The following is a 24,147-nucleotide window of genomic DNA, read 5'->3' as shown; positions in this document are numbered from 1 at the left end:
CTGTTTCTAGCAAATGCTCATGCCCAACTGCATCAGGGCCAGACCACCCTGCTGCCAGCCCCACCACACCAGCGCCAGCAATGCGGCGCCGAGTGCGCTGATGACGATTCGCGACCAGAGTTGACTCATACGGCGCTCGCAGCGGCTTGCAGACGTGCGACCGGCCGCTCACGCACCGGCCAGTTCAGCGCGGCCGCCAGCAGACTCAAGAGAATCGCCACTTGCCAGATCAAGTCATAACTCCCGGTTCGGTCATACACCACCCCGCCCAGCCAGCCGCCCAGAAACGAGCCGAGCTGATGGAACAGGAACACGATGCCACCGAGCATGGACAGATTTCGCACACCAAACAAGGTCGCCACCGTACCGTTGGTCAACGGCACCGTCGACAGCCACAGGAAACCCATCGCCATGCCAAACAGGTAGGCCGACGTGGTCGTCACCGGCAGCCACAGGAACAGCACGATCACCACCGCGCGCAACAGATACAACGCGGTCAGCAAGCGTGGCTTGGACATGCGTCCGCCGAGCCAGCCAGCGGTGTAGGTGCCGAAGATATTGAACAATCCGATCAACGCCAGCACCGTGGTGCCAACGCTGGCGGGCAGATGCTGATCGACCAGGTAGGCCGGCAGGTGCACGCCGATGAACACCACCTGAAAACCGCAGACGAAAAAGCCGAATGCCAACAACCAGAAACCCGAATGCGAACAGGCTTCGCGCAGGGCCTCGGACAGCGTTTGTTCATGGCCGAGTACCGGCAGCGGCTTGTCCTTGAGCATGCTCACCAGCGGCACGATCAACGCCACCAACAGGCCCAGCACCAACAGCGCTGCCGACCAACCGAGCCAGCCGATCAATCCGAGGGTGCCCGGCAACATGGCGAACTGGCCGAACGAACCGGCAGCGCTGGCAATGCCCATGCCCATGCTGCGTTTCTCCGGCGGCACGGCACGGCCGACCACACCGAGAATCACCGAGAACGACGTGCCGGACAGGCCGATACCAATCAGCAGACCAGCGCTCAGCGACAGCGTCATCGCCGAATCCGACAGGCCCATGCACACCAGGCCCAAGGCATAGAGCACACCACCGATCAGCACCACTTTCGCCGCACCGAAGCGGTCAGCGAGTGCCCCGGTGAACGGCTGCGCCAGGCCCCAGATCAAATTCTGCAAAGCGATAGCGAAGGCAAACACCTCGCGCCCCCAGCCGAACTGCGCGCTCATCGGTGACAGAAACAAGCCAAAACCGTGTCGCACGCCCAATGACAACGCCAGGATCAGCGCACTCCCCACCAACACCCAACCGCACGCACGCCACATCGATGTCATTGTTGTTCTCCGCTTGCGGGTATATACCCGCTTGAGTTTGGAAAAAACCGGCCTCAGGCCAGTTCATCCAGCAATCTGAGCAAGGTTTCACGCTTCTCGGCACCCAGTCGATCGATCAACCGCTGCTGCGCCGCCTCCCAGGCCGGCAGTGCTGCGGCCAGGCGTTGCACGCCGGTTTCGGTGAGTTTGACGATGCGGTTACGCATGTCCTCACCCTCGGCCAGCGCCACCAGCCCCTCGCCTTCCAGCACCCGCAGATTGCGCCCGAGGGTGCTGCGGTCCAGGCCCATGGCTTCGGCGAGTTCCGAGATGCTCGGTTGATCCAGACGCTGCAAGTTGCACAGCAAAGAATACTGGGCAACGTTGATCCCGAAGCCGTCGAGAGCGCCGTCGTAATGCCTGCTGACGCCACGAGCGGCGCGACGCAGGTTGGTGCACAAACACTGAGATGGAAGCATGATGCGTGTATATACCCGCGACTGTGTTAAATCAAGTTACAGATGAGTTTACCCATAACATTGTGCTGCCGGTGAGGCCGCCTTCGCGAGCAAGCTCGCTCCCCCATTTGCAATGCGATCCCCTGTGGGAGCGAGCCTGCTCGCGAAGAGGCCAGCACAGACAATCCAAAACTGTCAGACCAAAACCAATCCAGCCAGCACCACCATCTCCAGCAATTCCAGCAACGCCCCCGCCGTATCACCGGTCGTCCCGCCCAACCGCCGCATCATCACCTGCCGCAGCCAGACAAACACACCGACAGCAATCACCAGCGCAACGACGGCACTGAACCCGGCAATCAACACACAGGCCAACGCACTGAAGCCCAACACCCACCAACCAGCCCTGCGCGGCAAATGATCCGCCAACGCCTGCCCCAACCCGCCCGCGCGCACATACGGTGTGGTCAGAAACAACCCCAGCAATGCCGCCCGCCCGAGCAACGGCACGATGATCAACGCAAGGCCTTGCTGTTGCTCGATCAGCGCCAATAGCGCCGCGAACTTGAGCAGCAACACCAACACCAGCGTCACCACCGCAATCGGCCCGCTGCGCGGATCTTTCATGATCGTCAGCGTGCGCTCGCGATCACCAAAACCGCCGAGCCAGGCGTCGGCGCTGTCGGCCAGGCCATCGAGATGCAACGCGCCACTGAGCAACACCCACACCGTCAGCAACAGCGCCGCATGCAACAACAACGGCGCGCCCGCCAACGCCAGATTCAACGCCCACAGGATCACGCCAAACAGCAGCCCAACCAGCGGATAAAACAGCAGCGACCGCCCAAGCTGTTCCGGTTCGGGCATCCCCGGCAAACGAATCGGCAGGCTGCTGAGAAATTGCAGGGCGATCCACAGCGGCAACATGTCAGTGACCTTCCTTGAGCGAACCATCAGTTTCGACCGTCAGCGCAAACAACGCGCCGTGAGCGACCTCGACATTGAGCAGTTGTTCGCGCGGCAACCCGCGCGCTTGCGCCAGCAACAAACGCATCACGCCGCCATGACTGATCAGCAACACCCGCTCACCGGCGTAAGCACTGTGCAGGCGCGCAACGGCCGCCAGCACTCGAGAAGAAAACTCGCTGAGCGGTTCACCCTGCGGCGGCGTAAACGAATACGGATCGGCCCAGAACAACCCCAGCGCTTCAGCATCGGTCTCCATCAACGCTGCCGCGCTCTGCCCTTCCCACGCACCGAAATGCAGTTCCTGCAGATCCTTGTCCAGATGCACTGACAGGTTCAGTTGCTCACCCAGCTCTGCGGCAAACCGCGCGCAACGTTGCAACGGCGAACTGACGATCCGATCCCACGGCCCGCCCTCGACCACGGCTGCACGCATTTGCGTCCAGCCCTTTTCCGTCAGCGCATCGTCGAGGCTGCCGCGCAAACCACCGCCAAGTTCAGTCTCACCGTGGCGCAGCAGATCCAGTTGCAGGGTCATGCCGGACGATCCGCTACCGCTGCTTCGGCGAATGTCGCCATCTGCCCGTGCAGATCACAAGCCAAGCGCAACAGAGGCACCGCCAGGGCAGCGCCACTGCCCTCGCCCAGACGCAAACCGAGTTCCAGCAACGGCTCGGCCTGCAGGGTTTCCAGAACATGACGATGGCCCGGCTCGGCACCGCGATGGCCGAACAACAGCCACTCGCGACAGGCCGGATTCAAACGCACCGCGACCAGCGCCGCGACCGTGCAGATAAAACCGTCGACCAGCACCGCAACGCCTTCTTGAGCCGCTGCCAGATAGGCACCGACCAGTGCGGCGATTTCAAAACCGCCGAGATTGCACAGGGTCTGCAACGCATCGCCACGCTGTGCGGCGTGCAATGTCAGTGCGCGTTCGATCACTTGTGCTTTATGGCTGACGCCTTCGGCATTCAGCCCGGTGCCGGGGCCGGTCAGATGCGCCACCGGGCAATCGAGCAAGGCACAGGCCAATGCGCTCGCCGCGGTGGTGTTGCCAATGCCCATTTCGCCACCGATGAACAGCTGCGCGCCCGCCGCTTTTGCTCGCAGCAGACTGTCGCGACCGGCCTGCAACGCGAGTTCGCCCTGGGCCTGAGTCATTGCCGCGCCCTGAGCGAAGTTCGCCGTGCCCGCGCCAATGTTCAAATGACGCACACCCGGCAGGTTCAGCGCTGGATTCACGGTGCCCAGATCGACCACTTCCAGCTGCGCGCCGAGCTGCCGCGCCAACACACTGATCGCCGCACCGCCGCTGACAAAGTTGAGCAGCATCTGCCCGGTGACTTCCTGCGGGAACGCCGAAACACCCTCCGCGACCACGCCGTGATCACCGGCAAAAATCGCGATCCACACTTGCGAGAGTGTCGGTTTGACCTGGCTTTGCAGGCCGGCCAGTTGCACCGCGACCGATTCCAGTCGACCGAGGGAACCGGCCGGTTTGGTCAATTGCTGCTGTCGCGCCGTCGCTTGCTCAACGACGTAGAGATCGACCGGTTTGCACGGGTTCAGCCACCAGGTTTGAGTCATAACGCAGGTCCTTTCAGAGTCAGGGGCAGGCCGGCAACGGTCAGGACAACACGCTGACAGCGCTCGGCCAAAGCTTGATGCAGCCAACCGGCTTCATCGACGTAGCGGCGAGTCAATTCGCCCAGCGGCACGACACCCATTCCGGTCTCGTTGCTGACAAAAATGATTTCACCCGGCAAAGACGCCAGGCATTCGAGCAAGGCTTCGCGCTCGGCGGCGAGGCGTTCGGCGTCATCGAGCATCAGCAGATTGGTCAGCCACAGGGTCAGGCAATCGACCAGCAAGCAACGCTCGGCGCTGGCGGATTCACGCAGGACGCGGGCCAGCTCCAGCGGCTCTTCGATGAGCGCCCATTCGGCGGGACGGCGCGCGCGGTGGTGGGCGACGCGGTCGCTCATTTCACCGTCCAGCGGTTGGCTGGTGGCGATGTAGGTCACAGCGAGGCCGCTATCGCTGGCGAGTTTTTCCGCCAAGCGACTTTTGCCGGAGCGGGCGCCGCCGAGGATCAGTTGGAGCATGGGTTCATCCAGGAAAATTCAAGTGAGGCAGCCGCCGCTTTCGCGAGCAGGCTCGCTCCCACAGGGTTATGAGTTGTACTCAAAATGTATGGCTAACCGCATTCACTGTGGGAGCGAGCCTGCTCGCGAAGAGGCCAGCCCAGGCAACTCAAATCCCACAGAGTCGACGCAATAGATCCGTATCCAGATACTTCTCCACCAGATCCGCCAGCCGTTCGATATCGCGTTCGCGCAAGCCGTGGTAATCCACCGCCTGCACATCGCTCAACCCGGCCCAGCGCAACAACGCCGCACTCGCCGCCGGCGATTCGAACAGCCCATGCAGATACGTGCCGAACACCTGCCCATCGGTACTCTGTGCACCGTCGCAACGGCCGTCATCCAGATGCACCGCCGCATTCTCCAGCGCCGATCCGCTGGTTACGCCGGCATGAATTTCATAGCCGCTGACGTCGGCATCTTCCAGCGCCAGCCGTCCACGCACATTGCGCAACTGCTTCTCGGCTTCAAGTGTGGTTTCGAACGCCAGCAAGCCCAAACCGGCACTCGTGCCGGGCGCGCCTTCGAGGCCGAGCGGGTCATGCACCTGCTCGCCGAGCATCTGCAGACCGCCGCAGATCCCCAGCACTTTGCCGCCGTAACGCAAGTGCCGAGAGATCGCCGTATCCCAGCCATTGGCGCGCAGATAAGCCAGATCGCTGCGCACGCTTTTCGAGCCCGGCAGAATGATCAGGTCAGCTGCCGGAATCGCCTGCCCCGGGCCGACGAATTGCAGATCAACTTGCGGATGCAGACGCAGCGGATCGAAATCGGTGTGATTGCTGATGCGCGGCAGCACCGGCACCACCACTTTCAGCACCTGCTCAGCCTTGTCGGTCTGGCGCTGATCGATGCCGTCCTCGGCTTCCAGATGCAGATCCATCACGTAGGGCAACACGCCCACCACCGGTTTGCCGGTACGCTGTTCCAACCAGTCAAGGCCCGGTTGCAGCAAGGCGATGTCGCCACGGAAGCGATTGATGATGAAACCTTTGACCCGCGCCTGTTCGCTTGGCGAGAGCAACTCCAGGGTGCCGACCAGATGGGCGAAAACCCCGCCGCGATTGATGTCCGCGATCAGCAGCACCGGGCAATCCACCGCTTCGGCAAACCCCATGTTGGCGATGTCGCCGGCACGCAGATTGATCTCCGCCGGCGAACCCGCGCCTTCGACCATCACCAGCGGATACGCAGCGCTGAGCCGCTCGTGGGACGCAAGCACCGCTTTCATCGCGATGGCTTTGTAGTCGTGATACGCCACGGCATTCATCGAAGTCACGGCGCGACCATGGATGATCACTTGCGCGCCGGTGTCGCTGTTGGGCTTGAGCAGCACCGGGTTCATGTCGGTGTGCGGCTCAAGAAACGCCGCTTGCGCCTGCACCGCCTGCGCACGGCCGATCTCACCACCATCAGCGGTCACCGCGCTGTTGAGCGCCATGTTCTGCGGCTTGAACGGGACGACCGCGACACCTTGGCGGGTCGCCCAGCGGCACAGCGCCGTCACCAGTGTGCTTTTACCGGCGTCGGAAGTGGTGCCCTGCACCATCAGGGTGGTCATGCGTGGTCCTTGGCGAAAGCGCTTAAAGCCTGTTCGAGACGCGCCTCTTCAGCCGCGTCGGCAGGCAGGCCAAAACGCAAACTGCTGTTGTGGGTAAAGATGCGCAGGAGAATGCCGCGACGGGCCATGAATGCGTGCAACACCTCGGCGTGTTCGGTGATCAGCCACTGGAACAGCGCGCAACCGCCCTGCGGCTTGAAGCCGTAGCGTTCAAGCAGCGCCACCAGCCGCTCACTGGCCTCATCGCTGCGAATCCGTTGGCGTGTGTGCCCTTCGGTGTCTTGCAGACACGCTTGCCCGAGCACCCGCGTCGGCCCACTCACCGCCCATGGCCCGACCTGTTCGGCGAGCAGCTTGAGCAACTTGCGCTCGGCCAGCACAAAGCCCAGACGCACCCCGGCCAGACCGAAAAACTTGCCGAACGAACGCAACACGATCAGCCCGACTTGATGCGCATGCGGCGCCAGGCTTAGTTGCGGCGTGTTATCCATGAACGCTTCATCGACCACCAGCCAACCGCCACGCCGGGCAAGCCGCGCGTGCCAGTCGAGCAATCGTGCCGGGGTCAGACTCAGACCGGTCGGGTTGTTCGGGTTGACCACCACCAGCACGTCGAGGCTGTCGAGAAAAAATTCGACTTCCTGCTCCAGCACTTCGCGCACGATGTAACCGCTGCGGCGCCAGGCTTCGGCATGTTCGGCATAACACGGTGACAACACGCCGACTTTGCCGGCGCGGCGCAAGCGCGGCAGCAACTGGATAGCCATCTGCGAACCGGCCACCGGCAGCACTTGCGCGGCACCGTAGTAATCGCACGCAGCTTGCTCCAGACCATCATCGGTTTCCGGCAACCGCGCCCAGGCGCGCAGCGGGATTTCCGGGATCGGGAACGGCCACGGCGCGAGGCCGCTGGACAGGTCGAGCCAGTCCGCCTCGGCAATGCCGTAATCGAGTGCCGCCTTGCGCAGCCGGCCACCGTGCTCAAGCATAGAATTCAGCCCCCACGCAGAGAATCAGCAGCCATAACCATACGCCGCGCTGGACCAATTGCCAGCCACGATCAATGGAATCTGCGTCAGCCGCTGCGCCCTCGCCAAGCTGAGGACGGTCGTGAAGTTCGCCGTGGTAAATCGCCGGCCCACCCAATTCCACGCCCAGTGCACCAGCGCCGGCAGCCATCACCGGGCCAGCGTTGGGGCTGTCCCATTGCGGCGCCTGGGTGCGCCAGCACTTCAGCGCGAGTCGGGTTTTGCCGAGCAGCGCGTAGGTCAATGCCACCAGACGCGCAGGAATGTAGTTCAACACGTCGTCGATTTTCGCCGCCGCCCAACCGAAGCGCTCGAAGCGTTCGTTGCGATAGCCCCACATCGCATCCAGCGTATTGCTCAAGCGATAAAGAACCACGCCCGGCGCACCCGCCACGACAAACCAGAACAGCGCGGCAAACACCGCATCGCTGCCGTTTTCCAGCACCGACTCAGTGGCAGCACGAGCGACGGCGGTGCTGTCGAGTTCATCGGTCTGGCGGCTGACTAGGTAGCCAACACGCTTGCGAGCCTCATCGAGATCATCCGCACGTAAAGCAGCAGCCACCGGCGCGACATGCTCACCGAGGCTGCGCATGCCGAGGGCGCAATACAACGCGAGAATTTCGACGACCCAGCCCACGTACGGCGCCCAGGAAAATGCGGTAGCAAGCAAGGTCAGCGGCAGCACGGCGATCACCCACGCAGTGACGCCATGGCTGCGCCAGCCCCGGCCACCGGCGTTGAATCGTTGCTCGATGCGCCCGGCGAAATTGCCGAACGCCACCAGCGGATGCCAGCGTTTCGGTTCACCCAACAGCGCATCCAGCGCCACTGCGGCGACACTCAACAACGCCACACTCATTGACTCACTCCCCAATAATTTTCATACAGCAACTCATTGAGCGGCCGCGCCTGCGCCCACCCTTCGAGTACCAGCATCGGCGCCGGATAGAACTCCTTGACCGGGCCCAGACATAAAACCGCCAGAGGTTTTGCGCCTTCGGGCAACTTCAAAAGATCAGCCAGTGCCTGAGGCTCGAACAGTGAAACCCAACCCATGCCCAGACCTTCGGCGCGCGAGGCCAGCCACAGATTCTGGATTGCGCAGGACAGCGAGGCCATGTCCATTTCCGGCAGCGTGCGGCGACCGAAGATGTGTTTTTCGCGATCGTCCATCAATGCGGCAACCAACACCTCGGCGCAGTCATGGATGCCTTCGACTTTGAGTTTCATGAACTCGTCACTGCGCTCGCCGAGGGCTTCTGCGGTGCGGACGCGTTCTTCTTCCACGAGGTTCTGGATCTGCCCGCGCAGGGCTCGGTCGCTGATACGGATGAAACGCCAGGGCTGCATCAGGCCGACGCTTGGGGCCTGGTGGGCGGCTTCCAAGAGTCGGCGCAGCAGATCCGGCTCGACCGTGCCGCCAGTGAAGTGGCGCATGTCGCGGCGTTCGGCGATGGCTCGATAAACCGCTTCGCGTTCGGCTTCGGAGAATGTGTTGTCGGTCATGGCCCTTTCGCGAGCAGGCTCGCTCCCACAGGGGATTGCATTTCGTCAGGCACGACATCGCCCACTGTAGGAGTGAGCCTGCTCGCGATAGCGTCCTCAAGGGACGGTGCAAACAATGCTGCGACAGCCACAGGATTCGACGGAAAATAGAAGTGCACATAAGAGGCCGTCATCCGCCCTTCCCGATAAACCGCCTCGGCCCCACGTCCACCATTCGGGCTCAAACCCCGTGCAATCGGCGCCAGTTCGGTAGTCGTCAGGGAATGATGATAAGTGTGCCCACGCAGCGAACCTTCCGGCAGATCCACCGCTTGCAACGCCAACGCCGCCAGACGCTTCTGCATCACCGCGTCGCCTTTGAGCAGCCCAACCAATTCGGCGCGAGTGCCTTCAACGTCCGTCAGCGAATCGAGCAGATACAGCATCCCGCCACATTCAGCGAGCAACGGTTTACCCGCTGAATGATGCGCACGAATCGCTTCAACCATCGCGGTGTTCTGCGCCAGCGCAACGTGATGCAACTCCGGATAACCACCGGGCAGATACACGCTGTCCGCTTCAGGTAATTGCGTGTCGCGGATCGGCGAGAAGAAACTCAACTCAGCACCCATCGCCCGCAGCAGATCCAGACTCGCGCCATAGGTGAAGGCAAACGCTTCATCACGGGCGACGGCGATTCGTACATTCTTCAGCAGCGGCTCGACAGCGATGATGTCAGGCGCGGCGAACTCAACCGCCGGTGGCAGCGCTACCTCACAGCTGCTGGCGAGAGCGTCGGCAGCGGCGTCGAGACGCACATCGAGGTCATTCAGTTCGCTGGCCTGCACCAGGCCGAGATGCCGGCTCGGCAGTTCGATGCCTGTTTCGCGGGACAACGCGCCGTACCAGCGCAGCCCCTCCGTGAGGCTGCCTTCGAGCAACTGCGCATGGCGCAAGGTGCCGACGCGATTGGCGAGCACACCGGCAAACGGCAGATCCGGCTGATACTTCGCTAAACCTAGAGCCAACGCACCAAAGGTCTGCGCCATGGCCGTCCCATCAATCACGCCAAGCACCGGTACACCGAAGTGCCGCGCCAGATCGGCACTGGACGGCGTGCCATCGAACAGGCCCATCACGCCCTCGATCAGAATCAGATCCGCCTCGGCAGCGGCTTCCCACAACAGACGACGACTCTCCTGCTCGCCAACCATCCACATGTCCAATTGATACACCGGCGCACCGCTGGCGCGCTCGAGAATCATCGGATCAAGGAAGTCCGGGCCGCATTTGAACACGCGCACTTTGCGCCCCTGATTGCGATGCAAACGGGCGAGCGCGGCGGTGACGGTGGTCTTGCCCTGACCGGAAGCCGGCGCGGCGATGAGCACCGCCGGGCAGTGACGTGGTTGATTCAAAGTTCGACGCCTTTCTGCGCTTTGATGCCGGCCTGGAAGGCGTGTTTGAGCATGCCCATTTCGGTGACCGTATCGCCCATCTCGATCATTTCCGGCTTGGCCGCGCGACCGGTAACGATCACGTGCTGCATCGGCGGACGCGCCTGCAAATCGCTGAGCACCTGATCGAGATCGAGGTAGCCGTGTTTGAGGGCGATGTTCAATTCGTCGAGCACCACCAGACCGATCGACGGATCGCGCAGCAGTTCACGGGACACGGCCCACGCGGCTTCGGCAGCGGCGATGTCGCGCTGACGATCCTGGGTTTCCCAGGTGAAGCCTTCGCCCATCACGTGGAAGCGAACTTGCTCGGGGAAGCGGCGGAAAAACAGCTCTTCGCCGGTGCTGTTGCGGCCCTTGATGAACTGCACCACACCGCACTGCATGCCGTGGCCCATGGCGCGGGCGAGCATGCCGAACGCCGAGCTGCTTTTGCCTTTGCCATTGCCGGTCAGCACCAGCACCAGACCGCACTCGTCGGGCGAGTTGGCAATGCGTTCGTCGATCACGGCTTTTTTGCGCTGCATACGGGCCAGATGGCGTTCGTCGCGCTCGGGGGAATCAGTCATGGGGGAGCTCTCCGTTGAGGCTGGATAACGGCGGGCAGGCACAAGAATAGACGGCAAAAAGCCTGGCATCGCCCACCGTGATGCCGCTGGATGGATCAGGCCGGTCTCCGGGCTCATGAGCGGCGTTGGCCTGACTGCGCGCCTTCCCGCTTCTTTCGAGGCAGTGGCTCAAGGCGCAGCTTTCACTCATTTACCGTTGCGGGGGCAGCGCCGGGATCGTGGTAGTTCTTCGTGCGAAGACAACCCTCACCGGCTTCCCTGTTTCACTCTGTCGACGCAGGTCACAGAGCACCTGAAACAAGCCGCGAAGGTTAGAGGGTTGGGGGTGGAGCGTCAATTAAAGAGGCGGCCATCGGGCGAATAACTGCCGCCGATCAATTATCTGCCGCCAATCTTGTGCCACACTGATACAAATGATATCAAAGAGCCATGCTTTTCCCGAAAAGCCCACCACAACAATAAAGGATGATGACGATGCAAGGCATGATCATCAGCAACCCGCGCCTGGAATTCCTGCGCCCGGTGCTCGAACGCTGGTTTGACTGTATCGACCGTTACAACGCCGTGCGCGGCGACAGCGATACCCCTTACTGGCATGACGAGAAAGCCAATCTCGGACTGCTCTCGGCGGCGGCCTGGATGGCTGAGCTGGTGACCTTGAACGAAACTCCCACGCGCAAGCAGAACGAAGAAGGCGAGCGCAACGCTCGCGCCGATCTGTTTCTGGCCGGCGCCGAAGACCGCGCCTTTATCCAGGCCACTCAGCGCTGGCCGAAGGTCACCAACCTGAATCTGACCCAAGCCCTGCTCGATATCACCAACGACGCCAAACGCATCAGCTACGCCAGCGATCTCAAGCTCGGCTGCCTGTTTATCGCGCCGCAAAAACCCCAGCACAGCGCCAGCCCCGAAGAGCTGCAGGACATGGTCGACGATCTGCAAAAGGAACACACCTGCGCGGTCGCCTGGTATTTCCCTTACGCCTACCGCAAGTTGCGCAGCGAAGCGGGCAACTATCACCCGGGCATCGCCGTGCTGTTCAAGGAAGCCCGCAGCTGAGCAGTTGAACCATCGGGCTTGCGCCCTCCTCTATGATTAGGAATGCATTCATAGGGAAGATCAGCAATGCGCAAGCCCCAGCTCGTTTTTGTCATCGCCTTCGCCGGAGGGCTCGCCGCCTGCGGTGAGACCTCCAGCCTGCAAGTCTCCGACGGCACCGGCCCGTCGCCGAAGCTGCCCGAACCGAACAAGACCCTGATCCCGACGGTGAACATCGCCCCGGCGATCGGCTGGCCCGAGGGCGGCAAACCGACAGCGGCGGCTGGCACCCAGGTGGCAGCGTTCGCCGAAGGCCTCGATCATCCGCGCTGGTTGTATGTGCTGCCCAACGGCGATGTGCTGGTGGCGGAAACCAATGCTCCGCCAAAACCGGATGACAGCAGCGGGATTCGCGGCTGGGTCATGAAGAAGGTCATGGGCAAGGCCGGCGCTGGCGTGCCCAGCCCAAACCGCATCACCTTGCTGCGTGACGCCGACCACGATGGCGTCGCTGAGACGCGCACAGTGTTCCTGCAAAACCTCAACTCACCTTTCGGTATGACGCTGGTCGGCAACGATCTGTACGTCGCCGATACCGATCGCCTGCTGCGCTTTAACTACGAACCGGGCGCGACCGAGATCAAGTCGCAGCCAATCAAGGTTGTCGATTTGCCTGGCGGCACGCTGAATCACCACTGGACCAAAAACGTCATCGCCAGCAAGGACGGCAGCAAGTTGTACGTCACGGTCGGCTCGAATAGCAACGTCGGCGAAAATGGTCTGGATAAGGAAGAAGGTCGCGCCGCGATCTGGGAAGTTGATCGGGCGACCGGCAATCACCGGATCTTTGCCTCGGGCATCCGCAACCCCAATGGCCTGGCCTGGGAACCCACCAGTGGCGCGCTGTGGACGGCAGTGAATGAACGTGACGAGATCGGCAGTGATCTGGTGCCGGACTACATCACCTCTGTGAAGGACGGTGGTTTCTATGGCTGGCCGTTCAGCTACTACGGCCAACATGTCGATGTCCGCGTTACGCCGCAAAACCCGGATCTGGTGACCAAGGCCATTGCCCCGGATTACGCCGTCGGGCCGCACACTGCGTCTTTGGGCCTGACGTTCGCCGAGGGCAACAACCTGCCGGCGCAGTTCAAGGAAGGTGCCTTTATCGGCCAGCACGGCTCATGGAATCGCAAACCGCACAGTGGCTACAAAGTGATTTTCGTGCCGTTTACCGGCGGCAAGCCGAGTGGCACACCGGTGGATGTGCTGACCGGGTTCCTCGACAAGGATGAGAATGCACTGGGCCGCCCGGTGGGCGTGGTGATCGATCAGCAGGGTGGCTTGCTGGTGGCGGATGATGTCGGCAACAAGGTGTGGCGAGTGTCGGCCAGCAAATAATTTTCGCCATGCACAAACAACTGTAGGAGTGAGCCTGCTCGCGATAGTGCCATATCAGTCGACATCATCGTTAACTGAATGACCGTTATCGCGAGCAGGCTCACTCCTACATTAGTGGATTGTGTGAGGCTTGAATTAAGGGTTATGCGCCAAATGCTCCGGCTGCAACACCCGCTTGGCACTCAGATAAGCCTTCTGCCAATACGCCTTCGACAGACTGTCCAGCTTCACCGTGCCGCCCGTGGCCGGCGCATGCACAAAGCGCCCTTCGCCGACGTAGATCCCCGCATGACTGACCTGCGAGCCGCCATTGGTGGCGAAGAAGATCAGATCGCCGGTCTGCAAGCCTTCCTTGCCGACATTCGGTGCCTGCATGACGATCAGCTCACGCGTCGAACGTGGCAAAGAAATGCCCGCCGCATCACGGTAGACAAAACCGATCAGCCCGCTGCAATCAAACCCTGAATCCGGCGTGTTGCCGCCCCAGCGATAAGGCGTGCCGACCAGACCGAGCGCGCGAAACAGCACGTCTTCAGCAGCAGGCGAAAAAGCTTGGGAGGGGCCGAACACGACCGGGGCACGAACCACCGGCGCAGGAGGCGGTGTGCGACTGGCGCAGGCGCTGAGCAGCGCTGCGAAGAAGATCAAGGTGAGGCGGGCCGACATCGTCATAAGCAGAACATCCTGATCTGGCTGCGGCTTTTTCTGCCGATGGACAGAAAAGAAAACCGCCTGCGTGAGCACGCAGGCGGTTTGCCATCAATATAGATTCAGGATTCTAGCGGCTACGCGGCAAACTTCAAGTAAGACTTTAACTTCACCTTGTAAAGTATACGTCTACTCCGTTGCCGGAAGCCCGATTGTCGCCGCGAACGCAGCGACAACGGGGGGATTACTTACGAGCAGTGACTACAGTCGGAGCGTTGGCCAGAGCGCGTTTCGCTTCGATGAAGGTCTTGCTCCAGTAGCTGTCACCCAGGCTGTCGATGCGAACACCGCCGCTGCGACGACTGCTGGAGTGGATGAACTGGTTGTCACCGAGGTAGATCCCGGCGTGACTGACACGACCGCGACGACCGTTGGTGGCGAAGAACAGCAGATCGCCCGGTTCAAGGTTGCTGCGCGAGACCAGTGGCGCATCCACGTTGATCATTTCGCGGGTCGAGCGTGGCAGGTTCATGCCGGCCTCTTCACGGAAGAGGTAGCCGATGAAACCGCTGCAATCGAAACCGGCTTCAGAGGTACCGCCGAAACGGTAACGGGTACCGATCAGGGACATGCCGCGTTCGAGGATGCTGTCGGCCAGAACAGGAAGCTGATAAGGCTTCTTGCCATTGAATTCATTGAGTTCTTTTTCGGTGTCCAGCTCTTCCTGGTAAATAACGGAAGACTGAGCCGTGGCAGAATTTTTAACCTGTTGAGGCTGCTCTTGAACTGGAGAATGAGCAGCGCAACCGTACAACAGGGTGACGAGTGCGAGAGGCACGAGGGGTGCGAAGCGCTTTAGCATGGGCACGACCGTGGCTGATAGTTGTAAAGAAGCCGAGACTATGCCCGCTATCAGTCTCATTTGCAAATTCAATCGATCTTTTTGTGACTTCCCGGTTTCTCGTTTACATCTAAGCGCTTAAGCCCATTTGAACCGATACGCGGCCTGCACACCCTGCAGGAAAGCGGATTTTCTGGCGCCTGAAATATGCCGAGACACGCTGAAAGCCGCGCCGTTACCAGCCTAGCGTTTCTTTCAGAAAGGGAATTGTCAGCTTGCGTTGAGCCTGCAAAGAGGCCTGATCGAGCTGTTCAAGCAAGTCAAACAGCGCACTCATGCTGCGGGTGCCGCGAGTCAGAATAAAATGCCCGACCTCATCGGTCAGGTGCAGACCGCGACGCGACGCGCGCAATTGCAAGGCGCGCAATTTGTCTTCATCGGAAAGCGGACGCATCTGGAAAATCAGCGCCAGGGTCAGGCGGGATTTCAAGTCAGCCAGTTTGACCGGCAATTCACGCGGAGAAGTGGAAGCGGCAATCAGCAAGCGCCGACCGCTGTCACGCAGACGGTTGAACAGATGAAACATCGCCTCTTCCCAGTCAGCCTTGCCGGCAATCACCTGCAAGTCATCCAGGCAAACCAGTTCGTACTGTTCGAGGTTATCGAGGATTTCGACGCCGCGGTCCATCAACTCGGCCAACGGCAAGTACACCGCCGGTTCCCCCATCTGCTCGAATCGCAGACACGCCGCCTGCAACAGATGCGTACGCCCTACGCCGTGTTTGCCCCACAGGTAGATCAGGCTTTCTGTCCAGCCGGCGTCGGCTTCGCATAGACGCTCGACATAGCCGAGTGCAGCGGCATTGGCGCCTGGGTAGTAGTTGATGAAGGTGGCGTCGTCACGCAGACGCACACCTAGGGGCAGCTGAATCGGTTTCATGCTGACTGAACAGTTCTCAAGGAACCGTTAGTGGCCTCTGTGTAAAGTTTGCGAAGTTTATACCCGTGAAGCTGAGCGCACAATGCGACAGAGTCCAAGCAAAATCAAAGGTTTGCGTTAATGCACTGGTTTTATGGCAGATTCTTTGGCGCCAGCACCTGCAGGACACGGGCCAACCCGGCTCTTCGCCGGGCCGCCCTTCGCCATTACAGTTGCGGATCGTCAACGCCACTATAGATGTCGGAGTCCTTGTACAAGTCGTGCACATGGCGCACCAGCACCATGATCACCGCCGCCACTGGCAACGCCAGCAGCACGCCGGTGAAACCGAACAGCTCGCCGCCGGCCAGAATCGCAAAGATCACTGCCACCGGATGCAGACCGATACGATCACCCACCAGCAATGGTGTCAGCACCATGCCTTCCAGCGCCTGACCGACCATGAACACCGCGACGATCCCGACCATCGGATACAGATCACCACCGAACTGGAACAACCCGGCAATCAGTGCCGCGCCAATACCGATCACGAAACCCATATACGGCACGATTGCAGCCAGTCCGGCGATCAAACCGATCAACAGCCCCAGCTCCAGACCGACAATCATCAGGCCCGCCGCGTAAATCACGCCCAGCGCCACCATCACCAGCAACTGACCGCGAACAAACGCGCCCAGTACCTCATGACATTCACCGGCAAGCGATACGATGGTCTCTTCCCGATCACGCGGCAGCAGGCTGCGGATCTTGGCCATCATCACGTCCCAGTCGCGTAACAGGTAGAAACTTACCACAGGGATCAGCACCAGATTGGCCAGCCAGCCGATCAGCGCCAGGCTGGAGGCCGTTGCCTGACTCAGCACCACGCCGACAATATCGGTGGTCTGACCCATGTGCTCGCTGATCGCAGCCTTGACCTTATCGAACTTCCAGAAACCATCCGACAACCCCAGCTTCGACTGCGCCCACGGCACTGCCGTGTGCTGCAGCCAATCGAGCATTTGCGGCGCCAGTTCGTACAAACGCAGCAACTGCTTGGCGAGCATTGGCACCAGCACAAGCATCAGCGCCGTGACGATCAAGGTGAACAGAGCAAACACCGCGATCACACCCCAGGTTCGCGACAAACCAAGCCGCTCCAGGCGATCCACCAGCGGATCGAACAGATAGGCCAGCAGCAGCGCCACCAGAAACGGCGTGAGGATCGGGTGCAGCAACCAGACAAACGCGCAAAGCAGGACAACCCCACCGAGCCAGAACCAACGCCGCGTATCGGCCATTTACCACTCCTGTTGCTTCTATATAAAGAAAGACTTACCAGCGAAACCGCAACGATGGTGCTGCCGGTGTCGGGGCTGGCGCCGCGACAGGTGTTGCACCGCCAGCCACTGGCTGCGGCGCCGCCACCGGGGCGGGTGCTTCGGCGGGCAACTCCTGCAACCTGGCCAGCGACAACTGCGCACGCATCTGATCGGCACTGCCATTGACCCGATAAACGATACGATCGCCATCAACACTTTGCAGACGCACGCCAAACGGTTCGAGTAACCGTAACAGCGCTGCGTAATGCTCCAGATTCATGCCCTGCACTTCCAGGGTTTGCTGCCCCGAAGCGCCGGGCTTTGCGACAAAACGTGGCGCCAGCCGCTCAGCCACCGCCAGCATCACTGCGTCAGCGACAGCAGCCTGATCGGCGCCCTGCACGCTGCCCGCCTCTTTCTGATCGCCCAGCCACAAGTGCCATTTGGCCTGCCACTGCCCGCCTTCTTCACGGGCATGCACCGCCAGCAAGGCGTCAGCGTTGTAGCGCTCCGAAGCACCGCGCAGTGGCGCCGGATCCGTGCCCTCAAGCGCTGGCGCAGTGGCAACCAACTGCTCACTCAAATCAGCCAGCGGCAAACGCAACGGCAAGCCGCGGTGTTGCGCAGCCGTACGCAACGGCGCCGCAGCGGCCTGACCATCACCGACCAGACTCGAACCTTCAGCCGAATCATTCAGCCACCAGCTCAGAATCGACGGGCGACTGGCGCCCCACACGGACAACCCGGCACGCCGCAACGCCTGCTCAGTGGTCGCCGGATCGAAATCGACCTTCAGCACCTCCGGTGGCCCGGCATCAAAACCGAACTGACTGATGATTTGCTGAGGATCCTTGCGAACCGCCGCCAACCCCTGACTCTGCGGGGCTTTGGGATCACCGGTCAGGCGCAACACCAGGGTATCGAGCGCTGCCTGCGTGGCACGATCACGTTCTTCCGGCGCCTGACCGTTGACCGGCTCGCGCACTTGATAAAGGCCTTTGAGGTTTTCGGCGTGACTCGCCAGGCTGATCAGAGACAAACAACCCACAAACAACAATTTACAAAAACGCATGGAGAATTCCCGTCGACAGGAGCGGCTGGAACACGCCGCGTGAACCGGTTGAGCAAGGCTGTGACAATCTGCCAGCACCAAACATTCACACGACAGCGGTAAGTTTTTGCACAGTGATAACGATAGACGGTTAATCGCCCCACCTTATACAGGCGTTCATACACCTCAATTGCAAAAAATTTCCGCTGATATGGCCCTGCCCGTCGGTGCGAGGATGGCCGCTGCCCCTCAAGCCTGATAAAATCGCGCGCCTTCGCAGACCGGCAACAGCCGGGCACCTCGAAACTCGCGTGAGGCCATCGCCCCCACGATTTCGAAGTTCCCGCTGAACTCGGTCGTTACCCCTGAATCCCCTCCCCTAAAGGCCTGGATCATGAGCAAGCAACCCTCCCTGAGCTACAAGGACGCCGGTGTAGACATCGACGCCGGTGAAGCATTGGTCGAACGCATCAAGAGCGTCGCCAAGCGCACTGCGCGCCCGGAAGTCATGGGCGGCCTGGGCGGTTTCGGCGCCCTCTGCGAAATCCCGGCCGGCTACAAGCAGCCAGTGCTGGTGTCCGGCACCGACGGCGTTGGCACCAAGCTGCGTCTGGCGCTGAACCTGAACAAGCATGACAGCATCGGCATCGACCTGGTTGCCATGTGCGTCAACGACCTGGTGGTTTGCGGCGCCGAGCCGCTGTTCTTCCTCGACTACTACGCCACCGGCAAACTCAATGTCGACACCGCTGCCCAAGTGGTAACCGGCATCGGCGCTGGCTGCGAACTGTCGGGTTGCTCGCTGGTTGGTGGCGAAACCGCTGAAATGCCAGGCATGTACGAAGGCGAAGACTACGACCTGGCCGGCTTCTGCGTCGGCGTTGTGGAAAAAGCTGAAATCATCGACGGCTCGAAAGTCGCCACCGGTGACGCGCTGATCGCGCTGCCATCGTCCGGCCCGCACTCCAACGGCTACTCGCTGATCCGCAAGATCATCGAAGTTTCCGGTGCCGACATCGAAAACATCCAGCTCGACGGCAAACCGCTGACCGACCTGCTGATGGCCCCGACCCGCATCTACGTGAAGCCGCTGCTCAAGCTGATCAAAGACACCGGCGCCGTCAAAGCCATGGCCCACATCACCGGTGGCGGCCTGCTCGACAACATCCCGCGCGTTCTGCCAAAAGGCGCTCAGGCGGTGGTTGACGTGGCTAGCTGGACTCGCCCTGCGGTATTCGACTGGCTGCAGGAAAAAGGCAACGTTGACGAAACCGAGATGCATCGCGTGCTGAACTGCGGCGTTGGCATGGTTATCTGCGTGGCTCAGGAGCACGTTGAAGTGGCCCTGAACACCCTGCGTGACGCCGGCGAACAGCCTTGGGTCATCGGTCAGATCGCTGCCGCTGCCGAAGGCGCTGCCCAGGTTGATCTGCAGAACCTTAAGGCTCATTAATGTCCGCAACCTGTGATGTCGTGGTGCTGTTGTCCGGCACCGGCAGTAACTTGCAGGCTCTGATCGACAGCACGCGGACCGGCGACAACCCGGTCCGCATCGCTGCAGTGATTTCCAATCGCGCCGACGCCTACGGCCTGCAACGCGCCAGTGACGCGGGTATCGCTACCCGCTCGCTGGATCACAAGGCCTTCGAAGGTCGCGAGGCCTTCGATGCTGCTCTGATCGAACTGATCGACGAATTCAATCCGAAACTTGTGGTGCTGGCCGGCTTCATGCGCATTCTCAGCGCTGATTTCGTTCGCCACTACCAGGGTCGCCTGCTCAACATCCACCCGTCGCTGCTGCCCAAATACAAAGGGTTACACACTCATCAGCGCGCGCTGGAGGCCGGCGACACTGAGCATGGCTGCTCCGTGCACTTCGTCACCGAGGAACTCGATGGCGGACCACTGGTCGTACAAGCAGTATTACCGGTAGAGTTGCACGACACGCCGCAGAGTCTTGCGCAGCGAGTACACGTTCAGGAACACCTGATCTACCCGATGGCAGTTCGCTGGTTCGCCGAGGGCAGACTGGCGCTCGGTGAACACGGTGCTTTACTGGATGGCCAGTTACTCGCGGCCAGCGGCCACTTGATTCGACACTAGGAGATATTATGCGTCGCGCCCTGCTCTTCGCTTGCGCTCTGCTCGCCCTGCCCTTCGCGCAGGCAGCGGACCTTCAACCGTTCTCCGCCAGCTACACCGCCGACTGGAAGCAACTGCCAATGAGCGGCACCGCCGAGCGCAGCCTGGTCAAGGAAGCCAACGGCGTCTGGAAGCTCAGCTTCAAGGCCTCGATGATGATCGCCAGCCTGACGGAAGAAAGCACCCTGACCCTGGACAAAGACACTTTGCTGCCGCAGTCCTACCACTTTGAACGTGGCGGTCTGGGCAAGGCGAAAAAGGCTGATCTGGATTTCGACTGGAACAGCAAAATGGTCACCGGTACCGACCGTGGCGACGCGGTGAAGATCCCGCTGAACCGTGGCATGGTCGACAAGTCCACCTATCAGTTGGCACTGCAGCATGACGTCGCTGCCGGCAAGAAGACCATGAGCTATCAAGTGGTCGATGATGGTGAAGTCGATACCTATGACTTCCGCGTGCTGGGCTCGGAAAAAGTCGAGACCAAGGCTGGCAAGATCGATGCGATCAAGGTCGAGCGCGTACGCGACCCGACACAAAGCAAGCGCACTACCGTGCTGTGGTTCGCCAAGGATTGGGATTACCTGCTGGTTCGCCTGCAACAGGTTGAAACCGACGGCAAGGAGTACAACATCATGCTCCAGGACGGCACCGTCAACGGTAAAACCGTTAAAGGCAGCTGATCCGCCGCAAGAACAAAGAGCCCCGCGAAATGCGGGGCTTTTTTTTGCCTGCTGGATTGGAGACTTGTGCCTGGCTCGCCCCTCACCCCAGCCCTCTCCCGAGGGAGAGGGAGCCGACCGAGATGTCTGGCGCTATGCATCGACCTGCAAGATCGAGTCGATCATGGATTCACCAAAGAATGGTCAGGTCGGCGTAGCTCTTTAATTCCCCACGGTCAGTCCCCTCTCCCCTTGGGAGAGGGTTAGGGTGAGGGGCTTTTGAAGGCAAACCTCAAACCGAGAACTTGGCGACCATGCTGTTCAAATCCACCGCCAACCGCGAAAGCTCCTGACTCGCCGCACTGGTCTGATTAGCCCCCGCCGAGGTCTGCATCGCCAGATCACGAATGTTCATCAGATTGCGATCCACCTCCCGCGCCACCGCCGCCTGCTCCTCCGAGGCACTGGCGATCACCAGATTGCGCTCATTGATCAGCGTGAACGCCGAGGCGATCTCTTCAAGCGCAGTCCCGGCCGCCTTGGCCAGCTCCAGCGTCGAACGCGCGCGCACATTACTCTGCTGCATCGAACTCACCGCCGAATCGGTGCCCTGCTGAATCCCGCCGATCATCTGCTCGATTTCCCGGGTCGACTGCTGCGTGCGATGGGCCAACGCCCGCACCTCATCCGCTACAACCGCAAACCCACGCCCGGCATCACCGGCGCGAGCAGCCTCAATCGCGGCATTCAATGCGAGCAAATTGGTCTGCTCAGCGATCGAACGAATCACATCCAGCACTTTGCTGATGCTGTAGACCTTCTGCGCCAGATCTTCCACCTGACTCGCATTGGCTGTCACATCATCGGCCAGCGACTCAATGGACAGCACCGTTTGATGCACCTGCTCGCGGCCATGCTGGGCAATGCGATCGGATTCACGAGACGCCTCGGAGGTGGCCACGGCATTGCTTGCCACTTCCTCCACTGCGGCCGTCATCTGATTGACCGCCGTAGCCGCCTGTTCGATTTCCAGGCTCTGCTGGTGCAACCCGCGCGTAGCGTCTTCCGTGACGCAACTCAGCTCCTCCGACGCCGAGGCCAACTGGCTGGAGGACTCGGAGATTTGCCGAATCGTGTCGCGCAGGTTGTGCTGCATACTCTTGAGTGCGTGCAGCAGTCGCGCCGGCTCGTCCTTGCCACTGATGCTGATATCGCCAGTCAGATCACCACCGGCCACCACCTCGGCGACACCCAGCGATTGCGCCAGCGGCAGCACGATGCTGCGCGTCAGCAGCAGGGCCAGGCCTATGGTGATCAGCGCGGTAACGCCGATCATCACCCCGACCCAAACCCGCGAATTGGTAAACACCAGCCGCGCTGCTTCGGTGGCGAGATTGGCATTGTGTTTATTCAGCTCAACCAGCTCGCGCAAAAGCACTGCGATTTCATCGGCCAAGGGACTCATCTGCCCATTGAGAATGGTCGCGGCCTCCTCGACCCGATTCTGCGCCGACAACTGCATGACCTGTGCCTGAAACTCCAGATACTGGTGCTCGGCAACCTTGAAGCGGTCGAACAGCCTGCGCTCCTCGGGCAGTACGATCAGCACGTCATAACGCTGCTGGGCCTCACTGAGCACACCGCGTAATTCATTGAGCTTGGCAACGTTCTGTTCGAGCGTCTGCGGATCCCGATTGAGCAACAGACGCATGGTCAGCGCGCGCAGGCGCAGCATGTCCTGACTCATCTCACCGACTGCCATGACACTCGGCAGCCAGTTGTTATCAACCTCGTCGGACTGCGCGCGCATGTTCGACATTTGCAATAAAGCGAACGCCCCAAGGGCAAATACCATCAACGCCAACAAGCCAAAACCGAGGCCGGCGCGCGGGGCAATATTGAGACTACGGATACTCATTGCTCTGGTTCCTTCCAAAAGCGCTGCATCAACCCTGCAGCTGGTTGCTTTAGAAGGTATCGGCCCGGTGAAAATTTGCGTAAGACGAAAAGGCGATATCAAAAGGCCTTGATCCTTCGAACCGTCGGCATTAACGATTCAGCGTGGTTTTGCCGGACTTGAACTCCGTTCGCGGCAAGATAGCCAGGAAGTTATCTCTCGCGACCTTTTGCGCAATGTTCTCCGGCAGGGCATCAAGGAACGGCTTGAAGCTGTGCATTTCCTGACCGAGCTTATTGAAACGCCCTACCACATCGGAGCCAAGCATGAAGTGTTCGGGGTATTTCTCGACCAACGCCAGCCATTCCGGTCGCGGTTTGCCCTGCTCGTCCAGCAGATACGGCGTGAGCATGCTCCAGGACAGATCGATAAACAGGTTGGGATACGCCTCAAGCATGCGCGTCAGGGTTGGCAGCAGAAATGTCAGCCGGGTCTGATGTCGATGAATCTCCGCGCTGGTTCCGGCGTGAGCCCAGATGAATCGCGTGTGCGGGTGATTGCGCAGCGGTTCTTCGATTTCCTTCAGGTACAGCGGATTCTTCTCACGCTTGGAAGTGATGTTGGAATGCAGCATCACCGGTAGATCGTTCTCGGCGGCCAGGTGATAGATCTTGGTCATGGCTTCGTTGTTGGCACGCGGCGTATCGCCGGACGTCAGCGCTGTGAGGTCGTCATGGCGGGTGAACACCTCGCCGATGCCCTGCCACAGCCCTGGGTACAGATCGAGCATGCGCTGGATGTGCGCGGCGGAGTTCTTGTCGTTGGGGTTGAAGCCCGAGAGGAACGGATGAAAGTAGGGACGCTTCTCGGCTGGCAGTTTCTGCACCGCATCGGCAACGATCACGTCAGTCGCGCTGTACCAATAGGCATCAGCGTCATCACCTGCGTAATAGCGCGGACGTTTCGGTTCGTCTTCGTGCCATTTCTTCGCAACGGGAATGCCGGAAATCATCACATGCTCGATGGAATTGTCCTGCATGGCCGTCAGCAATTTCGCCATGCCTGCGCTTTCCTGGAAAAAATCCACATAATGCAGGTGCGCATCGCTGTAGGTGTATTCGCGGGCGCTGACGTTGCCGGCAAATACCAACAAACAGGCAAGACTCAAACGATACAGGGACACAAGTAATCTCCAGGAAGTAGGCATAGCCTAGACCGCGCCCTGACAACAAGGGTTCA

The 24,147-nt window shown here is 60.7% G+C and carries 25 protein-coding genes and 1 riboswitch; of the genes, 5 read left to right on the top strand and 20 right to left on the bottom strand.

Annotation, left to right across the window (positions count from 1 at the left end; genetic code table 11):
• Positions 1-6: 6 nt before the first annotated feature.
• From AB4N44_RS25840 to cobO, 13 genes are all read right to left on the bottom strand, one after another.
• Entirely contained in the window at positions 7-129 is a 123-nt protein-coding gene (locus AB4N44_RS25840) for a hypothetical protein (RefSeq protein ID WP_263596555.1), read from the bottom strand.
• Positions 126-1,325 (bottom strand): MFS transporter, encoded by a 1,200-nt coding sequence (locus tag AB4N44_RS25835; protein ID WP_460158225.1) that lies wholly within the window; start codon positions 1,323-1,325, stop codon positions 126-128. Before AB4N44_RS25835 ends, AB4N44_RS25840 begins: the two co-directional genes overlap by 4 nt.
• A gap of 62 nt (positions 1,326-1,387) precedes the next feature.
• Positions 1,388-1,792, bottom strand: coding sequence for a MarR family winged helix-turn-helix transcriptional regulator (locus AB4N44_RS25830; RefSeq protein WP_007919794.1), 405 nt, complete (start codon positions 1,790-1,792; stop codon positions 1,388-1,390).
• Between the two features lie 174 nt (positions 1,793-1,966).
• Entirely contained in the window at positions 1,967-2,698 is a 732-nt protein-coding gene (locus AB4N44_RS25825) for an adenosylcobinamide-GDP ribazoletransferase (protein WP_127926369.1), read from the bottom strand.
• 1 nt (position 2,699) lies between these two features.
• Entirely contained in the window at positions 2,700-3,275 is a 576-nt protein-coding gene (cobC, locus tag AB4N44_RS25820; protein ID WP_160038849.1) for an alpha-ribazole phosphatase family protein, read from the bottom strand.
• Complete coding sequence (cobT, locus tag AB4N44_RS25815) at positions 3,272-4,327, bottom strand: nicotinate-nucleotide--dimethylbenzimidazole phosphoribosyltransferase (RefSeq protein WP_150774381.1); 1,056 nt, start codon at positions 4,325-4,327, stop codon at positions 3,272-3,274. The genes cobC and cobT overlap by 4 nt, the downstream gene beginning before the upstream one ends.
• Complete coding sequence (gene cobU, locus AB4N44_RS25810; RefSeq protein ID WP_095119961.1) at positions 4,324-4,845, bottom strand: bifunctional adenosylcobinamide kinase/adenosylcobinamide-phosphate guanylyltransferase; 522 nt, start codon at positions 4,843-4,845, stop codon at positions 4,324-4,326. The genes cobT and cobU overlap by 4 nt, the downstream gene beginning before the upstream one ends.
• A 148-nt stretch (positions 4,846-4,993) precedes the next feature.
• Positions 4,994-6,445 carry a cobyric acid synthase gene (locus tag AB4N44_RS25805; RefSeq protein ID WP_316917875.1) on the bottom strand — a complete coding sequence of 484 codons (1,452 nt, stop codon included), beginning with the start codon at positions 6,443-6,445 and terminating at the stop codon, positions 4,994-4,996.
• Positions 6,442-7,434, bottom strand: a complete 993-nt coding sequence (gene cobD / locus AB4N44_RS25800; protein WP_460111497.1) for a threonine-phosphate decarboxylase CobD — start codon at positions 7,432-7,434, stop codon at positions 6,442-6,444. Before cobD ends, AB4N44_RS25805 begins: the two co-directional genes overlap by 4 nt.
• On the bottom strand, positions 7,427-8,335 hold the full coding sequence (cbiB, locus tag AB4N44_RS25795; RefSeq protein WP_435035641.1) for an adenosylcobinamide-phosphate synthase CbiB: 909 nt from the start codon (positions 8,333-8,335) through the stop codon (positions 7,427-7,429). Before cbiB ends, cobD begins: the two co-directional genes overlap by 8 nt.
• A complete protein-coding gene (gene bluB / locus AB4N44_RS25790; protein ID WP_460111500.1) occupies positions 8,332-8,982 on the bottom strand; it encodes a 5,6-dimethylbenzimidazole synthase in 651 nt (216 codons plus the stop codon). Before bluB ends, cbiB begins: the two co-directional genes overlap by 4 nt.
• A complete protein-coding gene (locus AB4N44_RS25785; RefSeq protein ID WP_127926361.1) occupies positions 8,979-10,379 on the bottom strand; it encodes a cobyrinate a,c-diamide synthase in 1,401 nt (466 codons plus the stop codon). The genes bluB and AB4N44_RS25785 overlap by 4 nt, the downstream gene beginning before the upstream one ends.
• Entirely contained in the window at positions 10,376-10,987 is a 612-nt protein-coding gene (cobO, locus tag AB4N44_RS25780; RefSeq protein WP_003223053.1) for a cob(I)yrinic acid a,c-diamide adenosyltransferase, read from the bottom strand. The genes AB4N44_RS25785 and cobO overlap by 4 nt, the downstream gene beginning before the upstream one ends.
• A gap of 81 nt (positions 10,988-11,068) precedes the next feature.
• Positions 11,069-11,298, bottom strand: a riboswitch (cobalamin riboswitch).
• Between the two features lie 163 nt (positions 11,299-11,461).
• Here cobO and AB4N44_RS25775 point away from each other — a divergent pair.
• Entirely contained in the window at positions 11,462-12,046 is a 585-nt protein-coding gene (locus tag AB4N44_RS25775) for a hypothetical protein (protein ID WP_150774386.1), read from the top strand.
• Between the two features lie 66 nt (positions 12,047-12,112).
• A complete protein-coding gene (locus tag AB4N44_RS25770; protein ID WP_460111503.1) occupies positions 12,113-13,426 on the top strand; it encodes a PQQ-dependent sugar dehydrogenase in 1,314 nt (437 codons plus the stop codon).
• 135 nt (positions 13,427-13,561) lie between these two features.
• On the opposite strand, the gene AB4N44_RS25765 is transcribed toward AB4N44_RS25770, so the two are convergent.
• From AB4N44_RS25765 to AB4N44_RS25745, 5 genes are all read right to left on the bottom strand, one after another.
• Positions 13,562-14,098: a C40 family peptidase gene (locus tag AB4N44_RS25765; RefSeq protein WP_007919825.1), complete on the bottom strand. Its 537-nt coding sequence runs from the start codon at positions 14,096-14,098 to the stop codon at positions 13,562-13,564.
• A gap of 220 nt (positions 14,099-14,318) precedes the next feature.
• Entirely contained in the window at positions 14,319-14,936 is a 618-nt protein-coding gene (locus AB4N44_RS25760; protein WP_007919826.1) for a C40 family peptidase, read from the bottom strand.
• A gap of 214 nt (positions 14,937-15,150) precedes the next feature.
• Entirely contained in the window at positions 15,151-15,855 is a 705-nt protein-coding gene (gene hda / locus AB4N44_RS25755) for a DnaA regulatory inactivator Hda (RefSeq protein ID WP_007919828.1), read from the bottom strand.
• Positions 15,856-16,061: 206 nt separating this feature from the next.
• Positions 16,062-17,135, bottom strand: a complete 1,074-nt coding sequence (locus AB4N44_RS25750) for an AI-2E family transporter (RefSeq protein ID WP_102900818.1) — start codon at positions 17,133-17,135, stop codon at positions 16,062-16,064.
• A 34-nt stretch (positions 17,136-17,169) separates the two neighbouring features.
• Entirely contained in the window at positions 17,170-18,228 is a 1,059-nt protein-coding gene (locus AB4N44_RS25745; RefSeq protein WP_455805216.1) for a DUF2066 domain-containing protein, read from the bottom strand.
• Between the two features lie 373 nt (positions 18,229-18,601).
• On the opposite strand from AB4N44_RS25745, the gene purM reads away from it, so the two are divergent.
• The 3 genes from purM to AB4N44_RS25730 are packed head-to-tail and all read left to right on the top strand — an operon-like array spanning position 18,602 to position 21,032.
• Positions 18,602-19,660, top strand: coding sequence for a phosphoribosylformylglycinamidine cyclo-ligase (gene purM, locus AB4N44_RS25740; protein ID WP_077571719.1), 1,059 nt, complete (start codon positions 18,602-18,604; stop codon positions 19,658-19,660).
• Positions 19,660-20,310 carry a phosphoribosylglycinamide formyltransferase gene (gene purN / locus AB4N44_RS25735; protein WP_077571718.1) on the top strand — a complete coding sequence of 217 codons (651 nt, stop codon included), beginning with the start codon at positions 19,660-19,662 and terminating at the stop codon, positions 20,308-20,310. The genes purM and purN overlap by 1 nt, the downstream gene beginning before the upstream one ends.
• Before the next feature lie 8 nt (positions 20,311-20,318).
• Positions 20,319-21,032 (top strand): DUF3108 domain-containing protein, encoded by a 714-nt coding sequence (locus AB4N44_RS25730; protein WP_127926356.1) that lies wholly within the window; start codon positions 20,319-20,321, stop codon positions 21,030-21,032.
• A gap of 271 nt (positions 21,033-21,303) precedes the next feature.
• On the opposite strand, the gene AB4N44_RS25725 is transcribed toward AB4N44_RS25730, so the two are convergent.
• Together AB4N44_RS25725 and AB4N44_RS25720 are read right to left on the bottom strand one after the other, a co-directional pair.
• The gene (locus AB4N44_RS25725) at positions 21,304-22,929 is read right to left on the bottom strand and encodes a methyl-accepting chemotaxis protein (protein WP_127926354.1); all 1,626 of its coding nucleotides are present in this window, start codon (positions 22,927-22,929) and stop codon (positions 21,304-21,306) included.
• Between the two features lie 130 nt (positions 22,930-23,059).
• On the bottom strand, positions 23,060-24,115 hold the full coding sequence (locus AB4N44_RS25720; RefSeq protein ID WP_460111507.1) for an amidohydrolase family protein: 1,056 nt from the start codon (positions 24,113-24,115) through the stop codon (positions 23,060-23,062).
• Positions 24,116-24,147 lie beyond the last annotated feature (32 nt).

This window comes from Pseudomonas sp. S3_C06 (genome assembly GCF_054667675.1).
Note: the sequence above shows the minus strand (reverse complement) of the source record. Positions and strands in the feature narration are given on the sequence as shown.